The sequence below is a fragment of the Streptomyces sp. NPDC041814 genome (genome assembly GCF_055590565.1).
The window spans coordinates 221411-234769 of record NZ_JBVJAM010000002.1 but is presented as its reverse complement, the minus strand read 5'-3'; the positions used below and the strand labels follow the sequence as shown (position 1 = coordinate 234769).

Annotated in this window: 14 protein-coding genes; 9 read left to right on the top strand and 5 right to left on the bottom strand. The window is 71.8% G+C overall.

The window, feature by feature from the left end:
- The first annotated feature begins 111 nt into the window (after positions 1 to 111).
- A complete protein-coding gene (locus ACZ6C6_RS06450; protein WP_469199701.1) occupies positions 112 to 558 on the top strand; it encodes an FAD synthase family protein in 447 nt (148 codons plus the stop codon).
- Here ACZ6C6_RS06450 and ACZ6C6_RS06445 read toward each other — a convergent pair.
- Together ACZ6C6_RS06445 and ACZ6C6_RS06440 are read right to left on the bottom strand one after the other, a co-directional pair.
- Positions 527 to 1258, bottom strand: coding sequence for a CDP-alcohol phosphatidyltransferase family protein (locus ACZ6C6_RS06445; protein ID WP_469199700.1), 732 nt, complete (start codon positions 1256 to 1258; stop codon positions 527 to 529). The two genes, ACZ6C6_RS06450 and ACZ6C6_RS06445, sit on opposite strands and share 32 nt — an antisense overlap.
- A 148-nt stretch (positions 1259 to 1406) precedes the next feature.
- On the bottom strand, positions 1407 to 2093 hold the full coding sequence (locus ACZ6C6_RS06440; RefSeq protein ID WP_469199698.1) for a ribonuclease H family protein: 687 nt from the start codon (positions 2091 to 2093) through the stop codon (positions 1407 to 1409).
- A gap of 151 nt (positions 2094 to 2244) precedes the next feature.
- Here ACZ6C6_RS06440 and ACZ6C6_RS06435 point away from each other — a divergent pair, with 151 nt between their 5' ends.
- From ACZ6C6_RS06435 to ligD, 6 genes are all read left to right on the top strand, one after another.
- Complete coding sequence (locus tag ACZ6C6_RS06435; RefSeq protein ID WP_469199696.1) at positions 2245 to 2412, top strand: DUF6381 family protein; 168 nt, start codon at positions 2245 to 2247, stop codon at positions 2410 to 2412.
- 142 nt (positions 2413 to 2554) lie between these two features.
- Entirely contained in the window at positions 2555 to 3289 is a 735-nt protein-coding gene (locus ACZ6C6_RS06430; RefSeq protein ID WP_469199694.1) for an SDR family NAD(P)-dependent oxidoreductase, read from the top strand.
- 89 nt (positions 3290 to 3378) lie between these two features.
- Positions 3379 to 4011: a class I SAM-dependent methyltransferase gene (locus ACZ6C6_RS06425; protein ID WP_469199691.1), complete on the top strand. Its 633-nt coding sequence runs from the start codon at positions 3379 to 3381 to the stop codon at positions 4009 to 4011.
- A 128-nt stretch (positions 4012 to 4139) separates the two neighbouring features.
- Positions 4140 to 4400, top strand: coding sequence for a hypothetical protein (locus ACZ6C6_RS06420; RefSeq protein ID WP_469199684.1), 261 nt, complete (start codon positions 4140 to 4142; stop codon positions 4398 to 4400).
- Positions 4401 to 4403: 3 nt separating this feature from the next.
- On the top strand, positions 4404 to 4958 hold the full coding sequence (locus ACZ6C6_RS06415) for a hypothetical protein (protein ID WP_469199682.1): 555 nt from the start codon (positions 4404 to 4406) through the stop codon (positions 4956 to 4958).
- 42 nt (positions 4959 to 5000) lie between these two features.
- Entirely contained in the window at positions 5001 to 5969 is a 969-nt protein-coding gene (gene ligD, locus ACZ6C6_RS06410; protein ID WP_469199681.1) for a non-homologous end-joining DNA ligase, read from the top strand.
- Positions 5970 to 5981: 12 nt separating this feature from the next.
- Here ligD and ACZ6C6_RS06405 read toward each other — a convergent pair whose 3' ends face one another.
- Positions 5982 to 6731 carry an IclR family transcriptional regulator gene (locus tag ACZ6C6_RS06405; RefSeq protein ID WP_469199680.1) on the bottom strand — a complete coding sequence of 250 codons (750 nt, stop codon included), beginning with the start codon at positions 6729 to 6731 and terminating at the stop codon, positions 5982 to 5984.
- Between the two features lie 265 nt (positions 6732 to 6996).
- Here ACZ6C6_RS06405 and ACZ6C6_RS06400 point away from each other — a divergent pair, with 265 nt between their 5' ends.
- Positions 6997 to 10371: a pyruvate carboxylase gene (locus tag ACZ6C6_RS06400; RefSeq protein WP_469199678.1), complete on the top strand. Its 3375-nt coding sequence runs from the start codon at positions 6997 to 6999 to the stop codon at positions 10369 to 10371.
- Positions 10372 to 10442: 71 nt separating this feature from the next.
- Here ACZ6C6_RS06400 and ACZ6C6_RS06395 read toward each other — a convergent pair whose 3' ends face one another.
- On the bottom strand, positions 10443 to 10655 hold the full coding sequence (locus tag ACZ6C6_RS06395) for an MbtH family protein (RefSeq protein ID WP_469199676.1): 213 nt from the start codon (positions 10653 to 10655) through the stop codon (positions 10443 to 10445).
- Positions 10656 to 10766: 111 nt separating this feature from the next.
- Positions 10767 to 12119, bottom strand: coding sequence for a lysine N(6)-hydroxylase/L-ornithine N(5)-oxygenase family protein (locus ACZ6C6_RS06390; protein ID WP_469199674.1), 1353 nt, complete (start codon positions 12117 to 12119; stop codon positions 10767 to 10769).
- A gap of 249 nt (positions 12120 to 12368) precedes the next feature.
- Here ACZ6C6_RS06390 and ACZ6C6_RS06385 point away from each other — a divergent pair, with 249 nt between their 5' ends.
- Positions 12369 to 13316: a methionyl-tRNA formyltransferase gene (locus ACZ6C6_RS06385; protein WP_469199672.1), complete on the top strand. Its 948-nt coding sequence runs from the start codon at positions 12369 to 12371 to the stop codon at positions 13314 to 13316.
- Positions 13317 to 13359 lie beyond the last annotated feature (43 nt).

Below are 13359 nucleotides of genomic sequence, written 5' to 3'. Positions count from 1 at the left end.
AGGAACAGCCCCAAAAACGAGCTTATCCGTTCATGAGATGAGCAAGTCGTCTTCACAGTAGATTCGTTGGACTATCGCGGACATCGCGTTCACCGTGGGGGGAGAGAACGGATGGTGCACAGGGTCGGTTACGCGCCGGGGGTCTACGACCTGTTCCATGTGGGACACCTCAATATCCTTCGTCATGCGCGCAGCCAGTGCGACTACCTGGTGGCGGGGGTCGTATCGGACGAGATGGCCACGCTCGCCAAGGGACACCGGCCGGTGATCCCGCTCCCGGAACGGCTGGAGATCGTGCGGAGCGTGCGGTACGTGGACGCCGCCTTCGTGGAGACCGTGCCGGAGAAGGTCGAGACCTGGCAGCAGGTCAGGTTCGACGTCATCTTCAAGGGGGACGACTGGCGGGACACGGACAAGGGCAGGAAGCTCGAACGCGACTTCGCCGAAGTGGGTGTGGAGGTCGTGTACTTCCCGTACACCGTGCACACCTCCAGCACGCAGCTGCGCCGGGCGCTGGACACGCTCGTCAGTGTGCCCGGAGCGCTTTCAGCTCCCTGAACCACTTGCCCAGGAACAGGACGAGGAACAGCGCGTGCACGGCGGCGAGTACGGCGTATCCGGCCCGGAACGCGGACTCGTCGCCGAGCAGCAGGAAGACGAGGCAGAACACCCCGTAGTCGGCGGGCAGCAGCGCCACGGCCCGCAGCCGGGACGGCGGCGTCGCGGGCCCGGGCGTGCCTGCAGCGACACGCACCGCCGCCTTGCCGAGCTGTTCGCGCAGCAGCCCCGCGCAGAAGGTCAGCACCGCGACGAACAGGAAGCCGAGCGGCAGCAGCAGCCAGCCGTCGCCGGGCAGTGCGAAGTACCGGTGGAACGCGACCAGTACGGCGGTATGGACCAGGATCATCTTGGCGCAGTCGACCACATGGTCCAGCCACTCGCCGTCGGGCCCGCCGCGCCCGGTCAGCCGGGCGAGCTGCCCGTCGGCCGAGTCGAGCGCGAAGCCGACGGCGAGCCCGAGGTACACGAGGACGGCCGGCCACGGGCCCGGGCGCACCAGCGCCACACAGGCGATGGCGGTGAAGGTGAACGCCGCACTGGTCAGGGTGACCTGATTGGGCGTCATGCCGAGCCGGTACGCGGCGGCGGCGAAGACCCGGCCGGCCGGGCGGTTCACGTACCGCGAGTAGAGCGAGACCCCCTTGGCCGTCTTCTGCGCCCCGCGCAGCCGGCCGAGCACCGTCGTCGTGGTTTCCATGCGCCCCCCAGCGTCCCGGTGTCGCCACCGCTCCCACGGCGGCGCTCCCCGCGCGCCGCCGGAGCGCATCATGGCACGGGGACGTCCGGCGCGCGGGCGGAACGCCCCATCTGGTGGGCTTACGGGGGCAGTTGGCCGAGAGTACCGGTCAGGCGGAGGCGGTCCGGCACTCCGGGTGGCCCCAGCCGTGGTCGTTCTTCGCGATCATGTCCTTCGCGGCGTACGGCCGTCCGCAGTGGCAGCGGCCCGCGAACTTGGCCCGGATGGTGGCGCCGCCGCCCGACTTCCGCGGAGCGGCCTTCTTCGCGGTCGCGCCGGTCCGGCGGCCCTCGGTGGCGCGGGACGGTGCCGGGACCGGGGTGGCCGAGCCGTGGGAGGTGCCGGCGGCACTCTGGGTGACGGCGACCTCGCTGGCGGCCTGGTCGGCGAGTGCGTTGAGCGGGTCGCCGTCCACCTGGTGGGCGGGCACGTAGACGAAGCTCACGGCGCGCCCGGTCAGGAGCTCGTCGATGCGGGTCACCAGCTCACGGTTGGCGACGGGCTTGCCGGCCGAGGTCTTCCAGCCGTTGCGCTTCCAGCCGGGCAGCCACTTGGTGACCGCGTTCATCGCGTACTGCGAGTCCATCCGGACCTCAAGTGCCGCGGCGGGGTCCACGGACTCCAGGAGCTCCTGGAGGGCGGTGAGCTCGGCGACGTTGTTGGTGGCCGTGCCGAGCGGCCCCGCCTCCCACCGCTGGGGACGGCCCTCGGCGTCGGCCACCACATAGGCCCAGGCGGCCCGCCCCGGATTACCCTTCGACGCCCCGTCACACGCGGCGATCATGCGCTCGTTCATACCCTCGATCATGCCAGCGCGCGGGAACGGTTCCGTCCCCCAGCCCCCCACCTGCGGCCTTCACGGTGGGTGATGCTTCGGCGTGCGTCGGTGACGGCGCGCTGCTTCCCTGAAGGGGCCCGCTCTCCCCTACCGTCCCCGAGGAGTGACGATGAGCGTTGCACGAGAGGTGAACCGAGCCCAGCAGATGCGCGAGAAGGCGCGGCACCTGACCGAGGCCGCGGAGCGCACCAGCGACCCGGAGCAGCGCCGCCGCCTCCAGGAGAAGGCCCGCAAGCTCCAGGAGCAGAGCGAGCGGCAGGACGGCCTGCCCGTGTGAGGCGGACCGCACAGACCGGTGGACTGTCACCCTTCCATGAGTGGGTGGCAGTCCACCGCCGCGTTCCGGCCCCCTCCGGGTGGGTGATCACCCGCGCCTACGATGGCTCCGCGAGCGAGTACGAGGAAGGGTGGAGCCTGCCATGAACGGTCAACCGGTCACCGTGGTCACCGGAGGCAGCCGCGGCATCGGTGCGGCGGTCTGCGTACGCCTGGCGGGTGAGGGCCATGACATCGCGCTGGCCTACCACTCGGACGCGGACGCGGCGGAGAAGGTCGCCGACGCGGTACGGGGGACGGGCCGCCGTTGTGTGACGGTCCGGGTGGACACGGCGGACGAGGTGGACGTGGACCGCCTCTTCGACACCGCCGCCGCCGAGCTGGGCCCGGTCACCGGCCTGGTCAACAACGCGGGTATGAGCGGCCCGGTGGGCCCGCTGGCCGACGCCGACGCGGCGGGCATGCGGCGGGCCCTGGAGGTCAACGTCCTCGGCTACCTGCTCTGCGCGCGCCGTGCGGTGCGCGACATGACGGCCTCGGGCGGCGGGGCGATCGTCAATGTGTCCTCGGCCGCCGCCACGCTGGGCAGCCCCGGTGAGTACGTGCACTACGCCGCCGCCAAGGGGGCCGTCGACACGATGACCGTCGGCCTGTCCAAGGAGACCGGCCCGTCCGGCATCCGCGTCAACGCGGTCGCCCCCGGCGTCATCCGCACCGAGTTCCACGCGGACCCGGCCCGCCCGGACAAGCTCGGTCCCGGCACCCCGCTCGGCCGGCCCGGCGAACCGGAGGAGATCGCGGGCGCCGTCGCCTGGCTGCTCTCGCCGGACGCCTCGTACGCGACGGGGACGGTACTGCGGGTGTCGGGCGGGCGCTGAGCGCGGCACACCGGTTTCCGGCGTTCCGGGGCGAGGGTGCGTCCGTTGCAGTAGAAGTGGTGGTGCACCGGAACAGGAAGGGGCCTGCCATGTCAGAGGGACGAGGTCGCACCGCCGCAGCCGTGTTCGACGCTCTCGGCACCGATTACGAGGCCGCGTTCGCCGCTTCGGCCATGCACCGCGCCTCACTGGAGCGGCTGCTGGGGGTGCTCCCGCCGCGCGCTCGGGTGCTCGACGTGGGGAGCGGTACGGGCCGGCCGACGGCACAGACCCTCGTGGACGCCGGGCACGACGTGCTGGGCGTCGACGTCTCCCCGGTCATGGTGGACATCGCGGCGCGCCAGGTGCCGGGGGCGGAGTTCCGCTGCGCCGACATCCGCACGCTCGCGCTGGAGGACGCCTCCTTCGACGCGGTGTGCCTGTACTTCGCGCTGTTGCAGATGTCGCGGGCGGACCAGGCCGAGGTGTTGCGCCTGGCCGCGCGGGTGCTGCGGCCGGGGGGCCATCTGGCCGTGGCGACGGTGCCGTTCGACGTCGAGGGCGTCAGCGGCACGTTCATGGGTCAGCCGGTCGAGGTGACCAGCTTCGGCGAGGACGCGTTCGCGGCGCTGGTGGAGGACGCCGGGTTCACCGTCCTGTCCCGGGAGAGCACGATGTTCGTGCCCGCCGTCCCGGCGGCCGTGCCCGAACCGCAGATGTTCCTGCTCGCGCGGCGGCGCTGAGCGGGCGGACATGCCGTGCGGTCCGCACCGGCCCACAATGAGTTGGCGGGCCCACCTCGGGTACCCGGCTCCCCGAGGCTGCCGATGCCCCGCCGCCCGCCTGCGGGGACGACGACGGAGGATCTTCCATGACCGACCGCAGACCAGAGGGCCCTGTCCACGAGGGCGCGTCCCCGAGCCCGCCTCCGGTGCCCGCTGACCTGCCCGACCAGCAGGTCCAGGACGGCGAGGACCCGATGGACGTGCAGGCCCCGCCGCGCACCGGGCAGACCGGGGACGACGACCGGGAGGACCTGCCCGACCCCGACGAGTCCGGGTCGGGACGCGGTTCCGCCCGTAACGCCGGAGTGCACCCGGAGCATCCGGTGCCGGACGAGTCACCGGGCTGAGCCGTGCCCCGTGAGCGCCGGGCCGCCCGGCGCGTCCTGGCGCTCGCGGTGGCCCCGTGCCTCGCCCTGGCACTCGCCGCCCCGGCGGCCCGGGCTGCCTCGTGCGACCAGGACCGCGAGCGCTGCCTCGACGGCAGGCGCCTGCTGTACTGGTACGGCTACGGGCTCGGCGTACACCCGTTCACGACGCCGGAGGCCGTGCGCCTGCAGCTCACCGACAACTTCCGGCTGTTCCCGGTGAGCGGGAGCTGCCCGGGCCGGGTGCGTACCGGAGACACCTGCGAGCTGCTGGGCGCCAATCCGGTGCGCGTGGAGTCCGCCGTGGGCGACCACCTCCAGATCGCCACGCTGCCCGGCCACGACCTGGGCAACGGCCTGCACATCCGGTTCACGTTCACCCGCTCCCTCGGTTTCCACTACCTGGACGTCGCGGCGTGGCAGGACCGGGAGACGGACTGCACGAGGCAGGTGCTGTGCGGCGCGGCGAGCCGTGCGGGCGCCTGGGCCCTGTGGCAGGTCCTCGCCTCCACCCTGACCGTTTCCGCCTGGGCGGCGTGAGCCCGGACTGCGAGGTCCGGCCGGTCGCACGATCATGGGGCCATGGCCCCCATCCCCGCCGATGCCTCCGGGGCGCCCTCGTGGATCGCACCGATGCTGGCCGTGCCAGGACCGCTCCCCGTCCCGGACACGGAGTGGGCCTTCGAGGCCAAGTGGGACGGTGCCCGGTGCATCTTGGCGACCCCCGGCGACGGCACCCTGCGGCTGACCTCACGGGCGCGCAACGACGTGACCCCGACCTATCCGGAGCTGCACGCGCTCGGCGACGTGCTGCGCGGCCGCGGCGTGGTCCTGGACGGCGAGATCGTGGCCCTGGACGCGTCGGGGCGGTCCGACTTCGGGCTGCTCCAGCGCCGCATGGGCATCCTGAACGCACGGCGCGCGGCCCGGCTCGCGCTGGACGTCCCTGCGCACCTGGTGGTCTTCGACGTGCTGCACCTGGACGGCCGGACGCTGACGGCACTGGGTTACGAGGAGCGCCGCGCGGTTCTGTCCGGGCTGCTGTCCTCGGGACCGCACTGGTCGGTGCCGTCCTACGTGCGTGGCCAGGGCACGAAGGCGTGGGAGACCGTCGTGCGCGGGGGCCTGGAGGGCGTGGTCGCCAAGCGGCTCTCCTCCCCGTACACACCGGGTCTCCGTTCACCCGACTGGCGCAAGACCAAGCGGGTCGAGACGCTGGACGTGGTCATCGGCGGCTGGACCCAGCGCAAGGGCGCGCCGGCGGGTGTCCCCGGGGCCGTGCTGGTCGGGCTCGACGACCCGGCCGGACTGCGGTACGCGGGGTCCGTGGGGTCGGGGATGTCGGACCGGGAGCTGGGTGAGCTGAGGGAGTACCTGAGGGTGATCGCGCGCCCGGAGTCCCCGTTCACGGGGCCGGTCGACGTGGCCGGGGCGCACTGGGTGGAGCCGCGGCTGGTGGCGGAGGTCAGCGCGTCGCAGTGGACGGCGGCGGGGCGGCTGCGGCACCCGGTGTGGCAGCGGCTGCGGCCGGACCTGACCCGGCTGGACTGAACGCGGGGCCGCTCAGCCGGGCAGCGTGAGCCTGCGGGACACACTGACGGCGGCCGAAAGGAGCTCCGCGCGGACCCGGGAGGTCCGGTACATCCGGTCGGACCGGAACGAGATGCCGAGGGAGCCGATCTGCTCGCCGTTGTAGACCGGGACCGCCACGCAGGTCGTGCCGCGCACGTACTCCTCGCGGTCCATGACCACCGGCGCGGGCGAGCCGTCGAGCTGCTGGACCAGCTCGTCGCGGCGGGTGATGGTCCGAGGGGTGAGCCCGGTCAGGTCGTGGCGGGAGAAGTACTCGTCCCGCGCCTCGTCGTCGAGCTCCTTCAGGACGGTCTTGCCGAGCGCCGTGGCGTGGCCGGCGTCCTCAAGCCCCACCCACAGGTCCACGCGCGGGGTGCGCGCGCTGTCCACGATCTCCATGACCCGGATCTCGCCGTCCACGTAGAGGGTCAGATAGGCGGCCGCCGAGAGGTCGTTGCGCAGGGCGCTGAGGGCGGGCCGGACCCGCGCGGGCACCGGCTGCGTGCCGGGACCCCCGCCCGGGGCGTCGTCCGCGAGGACGTAGGTGTGGTCCTCCAGCTCCCTGAGGTAGCCGTCGGCGACCAGCATGGGCAGCAGCGCGTGCACGGTGGCCGGGGGAAGACCTGCCTCCCGGGCCAGCTGCTGCGCGGTGGCCTCGCCCCCGTGGGCGCCTGCGGCCTCCAGCAGCCGGAGGGCGCGCCGGACAGCGGCGACGGGTTCGGGGCCGACGTGGTCGGCCATGCCCACCAGCATGGCCCGGCTGCCGGGAGGCGGCAAAACATCACGGCGGCGGGACTGCGTCCGGGGGACGTTTTGGGGCGTGACGCAAGCCATCTTTTGCGCTCGCGATCTCGGGGGAAGTCTCCGGTACGGTGTCGAACGCTCCGTATCCGGCAGGTCACGGAGCACCTCGCCACCGCCGTACGGTCTCCGACGCGGAGCAGCGTGTCCGTGCCGTACCGCCCGTCCTCGACGCCACACAGCCGCGACACGACTGGGGAGTTTGATGTTCGACAAGGTATTGGTCGCCAACCGCGGGGAGATCGCGATCCGCGCGTTCCGTGCGGCGTTCGAGCTGGGCATCTCCACGGTGGCCGTGTATCCGCACGAGGACCGCAACTCGCTGCACCGGGCCAAGGCGGACGAGGCGTACCGGATCGGTGAGCCGGGGCATCCGGTGCGGGCGTATCTGTCGGTGGACGAGGTGGTGAAGGCGGCCCGCAAGGCGGGGGCGGACGCGATCTACCCCGGTTACGGCTTCCTGTCGGAGAATCCGGATCTGGCGGCGGCGTGCGCGGAGGCCGGCATCACCTTCGTCGGGCCCCCGGCGTCGGTGCTGAACCTGACGGGCAACAAGTCGCGTGCGGTGGCGGCGGCCCGGGAGGCCGGTGTGCCGGTGCTGAGGTCGTCCGAGCCGTCCGAGGACGTGGACGCCCTGGTGGCGGCCTCGGAGGAGATCGGCTTCCCGGTGTTCGTGAAGGCGGTCGCCGGGGGTGGCGGGCGCGGCATGCGGCGGGTGGCCGAGGCCGGTGAGCTGCGCGAGGCGATCGACGCGGCGATGCGCGAGGCGCGGTCCGCATTCGGTGACGCGACGGTCTTCCTGGAGCAGGCGGTGATCAACCCCCGCCATATCGAGGTGCAGATCCTGGCCGACGCCGAGGGCGATGTGGTGCACCTCTACGAGCGGGACTGCTCGCTGCAGCGCCGCCACCAGAAGGTGGTCGAGATCGCACCGGCCCCGAATCTGGACCCGGAGCTGCGGGCGCGGATCTGCGCCGACGCGGTCGCCTTCGCCCGGCACATCGGGTACGTGAACGCGGGCACCGTCGAGTTCCTGGTGGACGAGCGCGGCAACCACGTCTTCATCGAGATGAACCCGCGCATCCAGGTCGAGCACACCGTGACGGAGCAGGTCACCGGCCGCGACCTGGTGATCGCGCAGCTGCGCATCGCAGCGGGAATGACGCTCTCCGAGCTGCGGCTGACCCAGGACTCCATCTCCCTCAACGGCACGGCGATGCAGTGCCGCATCACGACGGAGGACCCGGTCAACGGCTTCCGTCCGGACACCGGCACCATCTCCGCGTACCGCTCCCCCGGTGGTCCGGGGGTGCGGCTGGACGGCGGGACCGTGCACACGGGTGCGGAGGTGTCGGCGCACTTCGACTCGATGCTCGTCAAACTCACGTGTCACGGCCACGACTTCGCCAACGCGGCCCGCCGGGCGCGCCGGGCGATCGCCGAGTTCCGCATCCGCGGGGTGGCGACGAACCTGCCGTTCCTGGGCGCGGTGCTGGACCACCCGGAGTTCCGGGCGGGGCGCCTCACCACCTCGTTCATCGACGAGCACCCGGAGCTGATCCGGACCCGCCCCTCGGCCGACCGGGGCAGCCGGATGCTCAGCTATCTGGCGGAGACCACGGTCAACCGGCCGTACGGGCCCCGGCCTTCGGTCATCGACCCGGCGGACAAGCTGCCCGCGCTGCCGCCGGGCACGCCGCCGCCCGGTTCGCGGCAGCGCCTGGCGGAGCTGGGTCCGGAGCGGTTCGCCGCCGAGCTGCGGGCCCAGCCGGCGGTCGCGGTCACGGACACCACGTTCCGCGACGCCCATCAGTCGCTGCTGGCCACCCGGGTGCGCACCCGGGACCTGCTGGCGGTCGCGCCGCACGTGGCGCACACCGTGCCGCAGTTGCTGAGCCTGGAGTGCTGGGGCGGCGCCACCTACGACGTGGCGCTGCGGTTCCTGGCGGAGGACCCGTGGGAGCGGCTGGTCAAGCTCCGTGAGGCGGTGCCCAACATCTGTACGCAGATGCTGCTGCGGGGCCGTAACACGGTGGGCTACACCCCGTATCCGACGGAGGTCACCGAGGCGTTCGTCTCGGAGGCGGCCTCGGCCGGGATGGACATCTTCCGCATCTTCGACGCCCTCAACGACGTGTCGCAGATGCGTCCGGCGATCGACGCGGTACGCGCCACGGGGACCTCGCTGGCGGAGGTGGCACTGTGCTACACCGCCGACCTGTCGGACCCGGGCGAGACCCTGTACACGCTGGACTACTACCTGCGGCTGGCCGAGCAGATCGTGGAGGCGGGCGCCCATGTGCTCGCCATCAAGGACATGGCGGGGCTGCTGCGTCCGCCGGCCGCGCGCACCCTGGTGACGGCGTTGCGCGAGCGGTTCGACCTGCCGGTGCACCTGCACACCCATGACACGGCGGGCGGGCAGCTGGGCACGCTGATCGCCGCGATCGACGCCGGGGTGGACGCGGTGGACGCGGCCGTCGCCTCGATGGCCGGAACGACGAGCCAGCCGCCGCTCTCCGCGCTGGTGGCGGCCACGGACCACACGGAGCGCGCGACGGGCCTCTCGCTCCAGGCGGTCGGCGATCTGGAACCGTACTGGGAGGCGACCCGCAAGGTGTACGCCCCGTTCGAGTCGGGGCTGGCCTCGCCGACGGGCCGGATCTACCACCACGAGATCCCGGGCGGCCAGCTGTCCAACCTGCGGCAGCAGGCCATCGCGCTGGGCCTCGGGGACCGCTTCGAGCTGATCGAGGACTGCTACGCGGCGGCCGACCGGATGCTGGGCCGGCTGGTGAAGGTGACGCCGTCCTCGAAGGTGGTCGGGGACCTGGCGCTGCATCTGGTGGGTGCGGGCGTGAGTGCCGCGGACTTCGAGTCGGACCCGGGCAAGTTCGACGTGCCGGACTCGGTGATCGGGTTCCTGCGGGGTGAGCTGGGCGACCCGCCGGGCGGCTGGCCGGAGCCGTTCCGCACCCGGGCCCTCAAGGGCCGCCCGGACAAGGCGAAGACCCCGCACCTGTCGGACGAGGACCGGCAGGCGCTGCGCGCATCGCCGCGCGCGACGCTGAACCGGCTGCTGTTCCCCGGCCCGACGAAGGAGTTCACCGCGCACCGGGAGGCGTACGGCGACACCTCGGTGCTGCCGACGCCGGACTTCCTGTACGGGCTGGAGCCGGAGACCGAGCACCCGGTCGAACTGGAGCCCGGGGTCACGCTGCTGTTCGAGCTGGAGGCCATCTCCGAGGCGGACGAACGCGGCTTCCGCAGCGTGCTGGCGACGCTCAACGGGCAGTTGCGGCCGGTGTCGGTGCGGGACAGGTCGGTGGCGACCGAGGTGAAGGCGGCGGAGAAGGCGGACCGGACGAACGCGGGGCATGTCGCGGCGCCGTTCGCCGGGGTGGTGACGCTCCAGGTGGAGGAGGGCGCGTCGGTGTCCGCCGGGCAGACGGTCGCGACGATCGAGGCGATGAAGATGGAGGCGTCGATCACCGCCCAGTCCGCCGGTGTGGTGCGCCGCCTGGCGATCGGCCGGGTCCAGCAGGTGGAGGCCGGCGACCTGCTCATCGAGGTCGGCTGAGAAGCCGCTTCGAGGCGGGCCCGCGGGTGGCCACGGCCGCGGGGTGCGGCCGTGGCCACGGGTGTCAGGCGTCAGGCGTCCATCGACGCGGCGAGCGAACGGGGCCTCATATCGGTCCAGTTGGCCTCGACGTACTCCAGGCACGCGTCCCGCGTGTTCTCCTCGAAGGCGACCGTCCACCCGCCGGGCACCTCGGCGAAGGACGGCCACAGGGAGTGCTGGCCCTCGTCGTTCACCAGGACCAGGAAACGGCCTTCGGGGTCGTCGAACGGGTTGGTGCTCATACGGGCGGTTCCTCCTCGGGCCCACGCGCCGGTAACGGCCGCGTCGGGTGTGCGTCGGTTTCGGGTGGGCCCACCTCCTGGGGGCCCGGTCCTGCTGTCTTCGTCGGCCGCCTAGCGGGTGCCGCCGGGCCCCTCGGCGAGTGGACGGGCCTCGTCCGGTGCGGACTTGACGCTCCGGTCCAGCAGCGAGTCCAGGATCTCACCGACCCGGATCGCGGTGTTGGACAGCAGGGACGAGGTGATGCCGTGGGTGTGCTCCGTACCGCCCTGGAGGTAGATGCCGCAGTTCAGCGCGGCGTCGGTGGCGATGCGGTAGTCGCGCTCCACGCGGACCCGGCCTTCCTCGTCGCGCAGGCAGTGCGCGGCGGCCTCGCCCAGGAGGCCGAGCGGGTCGGCCGGGCTGTAGCCGGTGGCGAACACCACGACATCGGCGTCGAGCACGGTCTCCTCGCCGGTGACGAGGGAGGTCACGGTGGCGCGCACCTGGTCCGGGGTCTCCTCGGCCGCGGTGAGCCGGGACACGTTGAGGAAGCGCAGCCGCTCGGTGCCGAGCACCTTCTCCTGGTACATCTGCCGGTACAGGTCATCGATCAGATCGATGTCGACCACGGAGTAGTTGGTGTTGCCGTGGTAGTCCATCAGCCGGCGCTTGACGTTCTCCGGCGCCGCGTAGAACTCGTCCACCGCATCCGGGTCGAAGATCTTGTTGGCGAAGGCGCTGTCGTCGGCCGGGCTGTAGCCGTAGCGGGAGAAGACCGCGCATATCTCGGCACCGGGGAAGCGGCGGCGCAGATACGCGACGTTCTCGGCGGCGCTCTGCCCTGCGCCCACGACGACGAAGCGGGAGGGTGAGGTGCCGTCCAACTCGGCGACCCGCGTGAGTAGTTCAGAGGTGTGCCAGACGCGGTCGCCGCGCTCCACGCCCTGCGGCAGGAGCGGGCGGAGCCCGGTGCCGATGACGAGGTTGCGGGCGCGGTGGACCGTCAGCCCCTCCCCCGACCGGACGGTGACGTCCAGATACTCCACGACGCCGTCCTCGGCCACCTGGGTCACACCGACGACTTCGTGGTCGTAGGAGACGAGGTCGTCCACCTGGGAGGCGGCCCACTCGAAGTAGTCGTGGAACTCGACCCGCAGCGGGAAGAGGTTCTTGTGGTTGATGAAGTCGATCAGGCGTCCCTTGCTCTTGAGGTAGCAGAGGAAGCTGAACTCACTGGCCGGGTTGCGGAGCGTCACCAGGTCCTTGAGGAACGAGACCTGCATGGTGGCGTCGTCGATGAGCATGCCCCGGTGCCAGCCGAAGGCCGGTTGCTGCTCGAAGAACTGGGCCGTCACCGCTTCCCGCGTCCCGGAGCGCGCGTTGTGCTCGCTGATCGCGATCGCCATGGCCACATTGGACGGGCCGAAGCCGATGCCAATGAGGTCGTGGACCGGTGCTGCGTCGCCAGGACGAGCCTGTGACATGTCACTCCCATCGTGCGGGGAAGCCGCCTGTCGGATGCGGGGAACGGGCGCGGGGCGGGCACGCCGAAACAGCGCCCCGATGAACTTAGGTGAGCCTAAGCTAATCCGTCCACGCTTGTCGACCGGCGCGATCCGGACACTCCCGACACGGGTCCGCCCCAACTGGAGCACTTCGCACGTCCGTTGCGAGATAAGGTAAGCCTTGCTTTACTTGCTTGGCTCAGTCTTCTACGTCGAGGAGGAACCCCCATGCGGGTCGTCATGTTCGGTTACCAGACCTGGGGGCACCGCACCCTGCAAGCCCTCCTGGACTCCGAGCACGACGTGGTGCTGGTCGTCACCCACCCCAGGAGCGAGCACGCGTACGAGAGGATCTGGAGCGACTCCGTCGCCGATCTCGCCGAGGAGCACGGGGTCCCGGTCCTGATCCGCAACCGCCCGGACGACGACGAGCTGTACGAGCGCCTGAAGGCGGCCGACCCCGACGTCATCGTGGCCAACAACTGGCGTACCTGGATCCCGCCGCGCATCTTCGCGCTCCCCCGCCGGGGCACCCTGAACGTCCACGATTCGCTGCTGCCGAAGTACGCGGGCTTCTCGCCGCTCATCTGGGCGCTCATCAACGGCGAGAGCGAGGTAGGTGTCACCGCGCACATGATGAACGACGAGCTGGACGCGGGCGACATCGTCCGGCAGGAGTCCGTCCCGGTCGGCCCGAGGGACACCACCACCGATCTCTTCCACAAGACCGTCGACCTCATCGCCCCCGTCACGACCAAGGCGCTGGCCCTGATCGCGGACGGGCAGACGGAGTTCACCCCGCAGGACCGCTCGCAGGCCACCTTCTTCCACAAGCGCGCCGAGGAGGACATCCGGATCGACTGGAACTGGCCGGCCGAGGACCTGGAACGCCTGGTGCGCGCCCAGTCCGCCCCGTACCCCAGCGCCTTCACCTTCCACCGGGGCAAGCGGATCGAGATCCTGGCCAGTGTCGTCTCCGAGGGCCGGTACGGCGGAACGCCCGGCCGGATCTTCTACCGCGAGGGCGAAGGCGTGGTCATCGTCGCGGGCGCCGATGCCCGCACCGGCCGCAACCACGGCCTGGCCATCACCCGGGTCCGCACCGAGGACGGCCGCGAGCTGCCCGCGACGGAGTACTTCACCTCCATGGGCGGCTACCTGACCGGCCGCCCCTGACCCTCACCCGGGTGTGCCCCCGGCCCCGCGAATCCGCCGAGGC

Coding starts and splice junctions, on each gene's coding strand:
- ACZ6C6_RS06405 (WP_469199680.1), bottom strand. CDS start 6,731: ATGGCCGACCACGTCGGCCCCGAACCCGTCGCCGCTGTCCGGCGCGCC.
- ACZ6C6_RS06440 (WP_469199698.1), bottom strand. CDS start 2,093: ATGAACGAGCGCATGATCGCCGCGTGTGACGGGGCGTCGAAGGGTAAT.
- ligD (WP_469199681.1), top strand. CDS start 5,001: ATGGCCCCCATCCCCGCCGATGCCTCCGGGGCGCCCTCGTGGATCGCA.
- ACZ6C6_RS06400 (WP_469199678.1), top strand. CDS start 6,997: ATGTTCGACAAGGTATTGGTCGCCAACCGCGGGGAGATCGCGATCCGC.
- ACZ6C6_RS06445 (WP_469199700.1), bottom strand. CDS start 1,258: ATGGAAACCACGACGACGGTGCTCGGCCGGCTGCGCGGGGCGCAGAAG.
- ACZ6C6_RS06450 (WP_469199701.1), top strand. CDS start 112: ATGGTGCACAGGGTCGGTTACGCGCCGGGGGTCTACGACCTGTTCCAT.
- ACZ6C6_RS06425 (WP_469199691.1), top strand. CDS start 3,379: ATGTCAGAGGGACGAGGTCGCACCGCCGCAGCCGTGTTCGACGCTCTC.
- ACZ6C6_RS06390 (WP_469199674.1), bottom strand. CDS start 12,119: ATGTCACAGGCTCGTCCTGGCGACGCAGCACCGGTCCACGACCTCATT.
- ACZ6C6_RS06435 (WP_469199696.1), top strand. CDS start 2,245: ATGAGCGTTGCACGAGAGGTGAACCGAGCCCAGCAGATGCGCGAGAAG.
- ACZ6C6_RS06430 (WP_469199694.1), top strand. CDS start 2,555: ATGAACGGTCAACCGGTCACCGTGGTCACCGGAGGCAGCCGCGGCATC.
- ACZ6C6_RS06420 (WP_469199684.1), top strand. CDS start 4,140: ATGACCGACCGCAGACCAGAGGGCCCTGTCCACGAGGGCGCGTCCCCG.
- ACZ6C6_RS06385 (WP_469199672.1), top strand. CDS start 12,369: ATGCGGGTCGTCATGTTCGGTTACCAGACCTGGGGGCACCGCACCCTG.
- ACZ6C6_RS06395 (WP_469199676.1), bottom strand. CDS start 10,655: ATGAGCACCAACCCGTTCGACGACCCCGAAGGCCGTTTCCTGGTCCTG.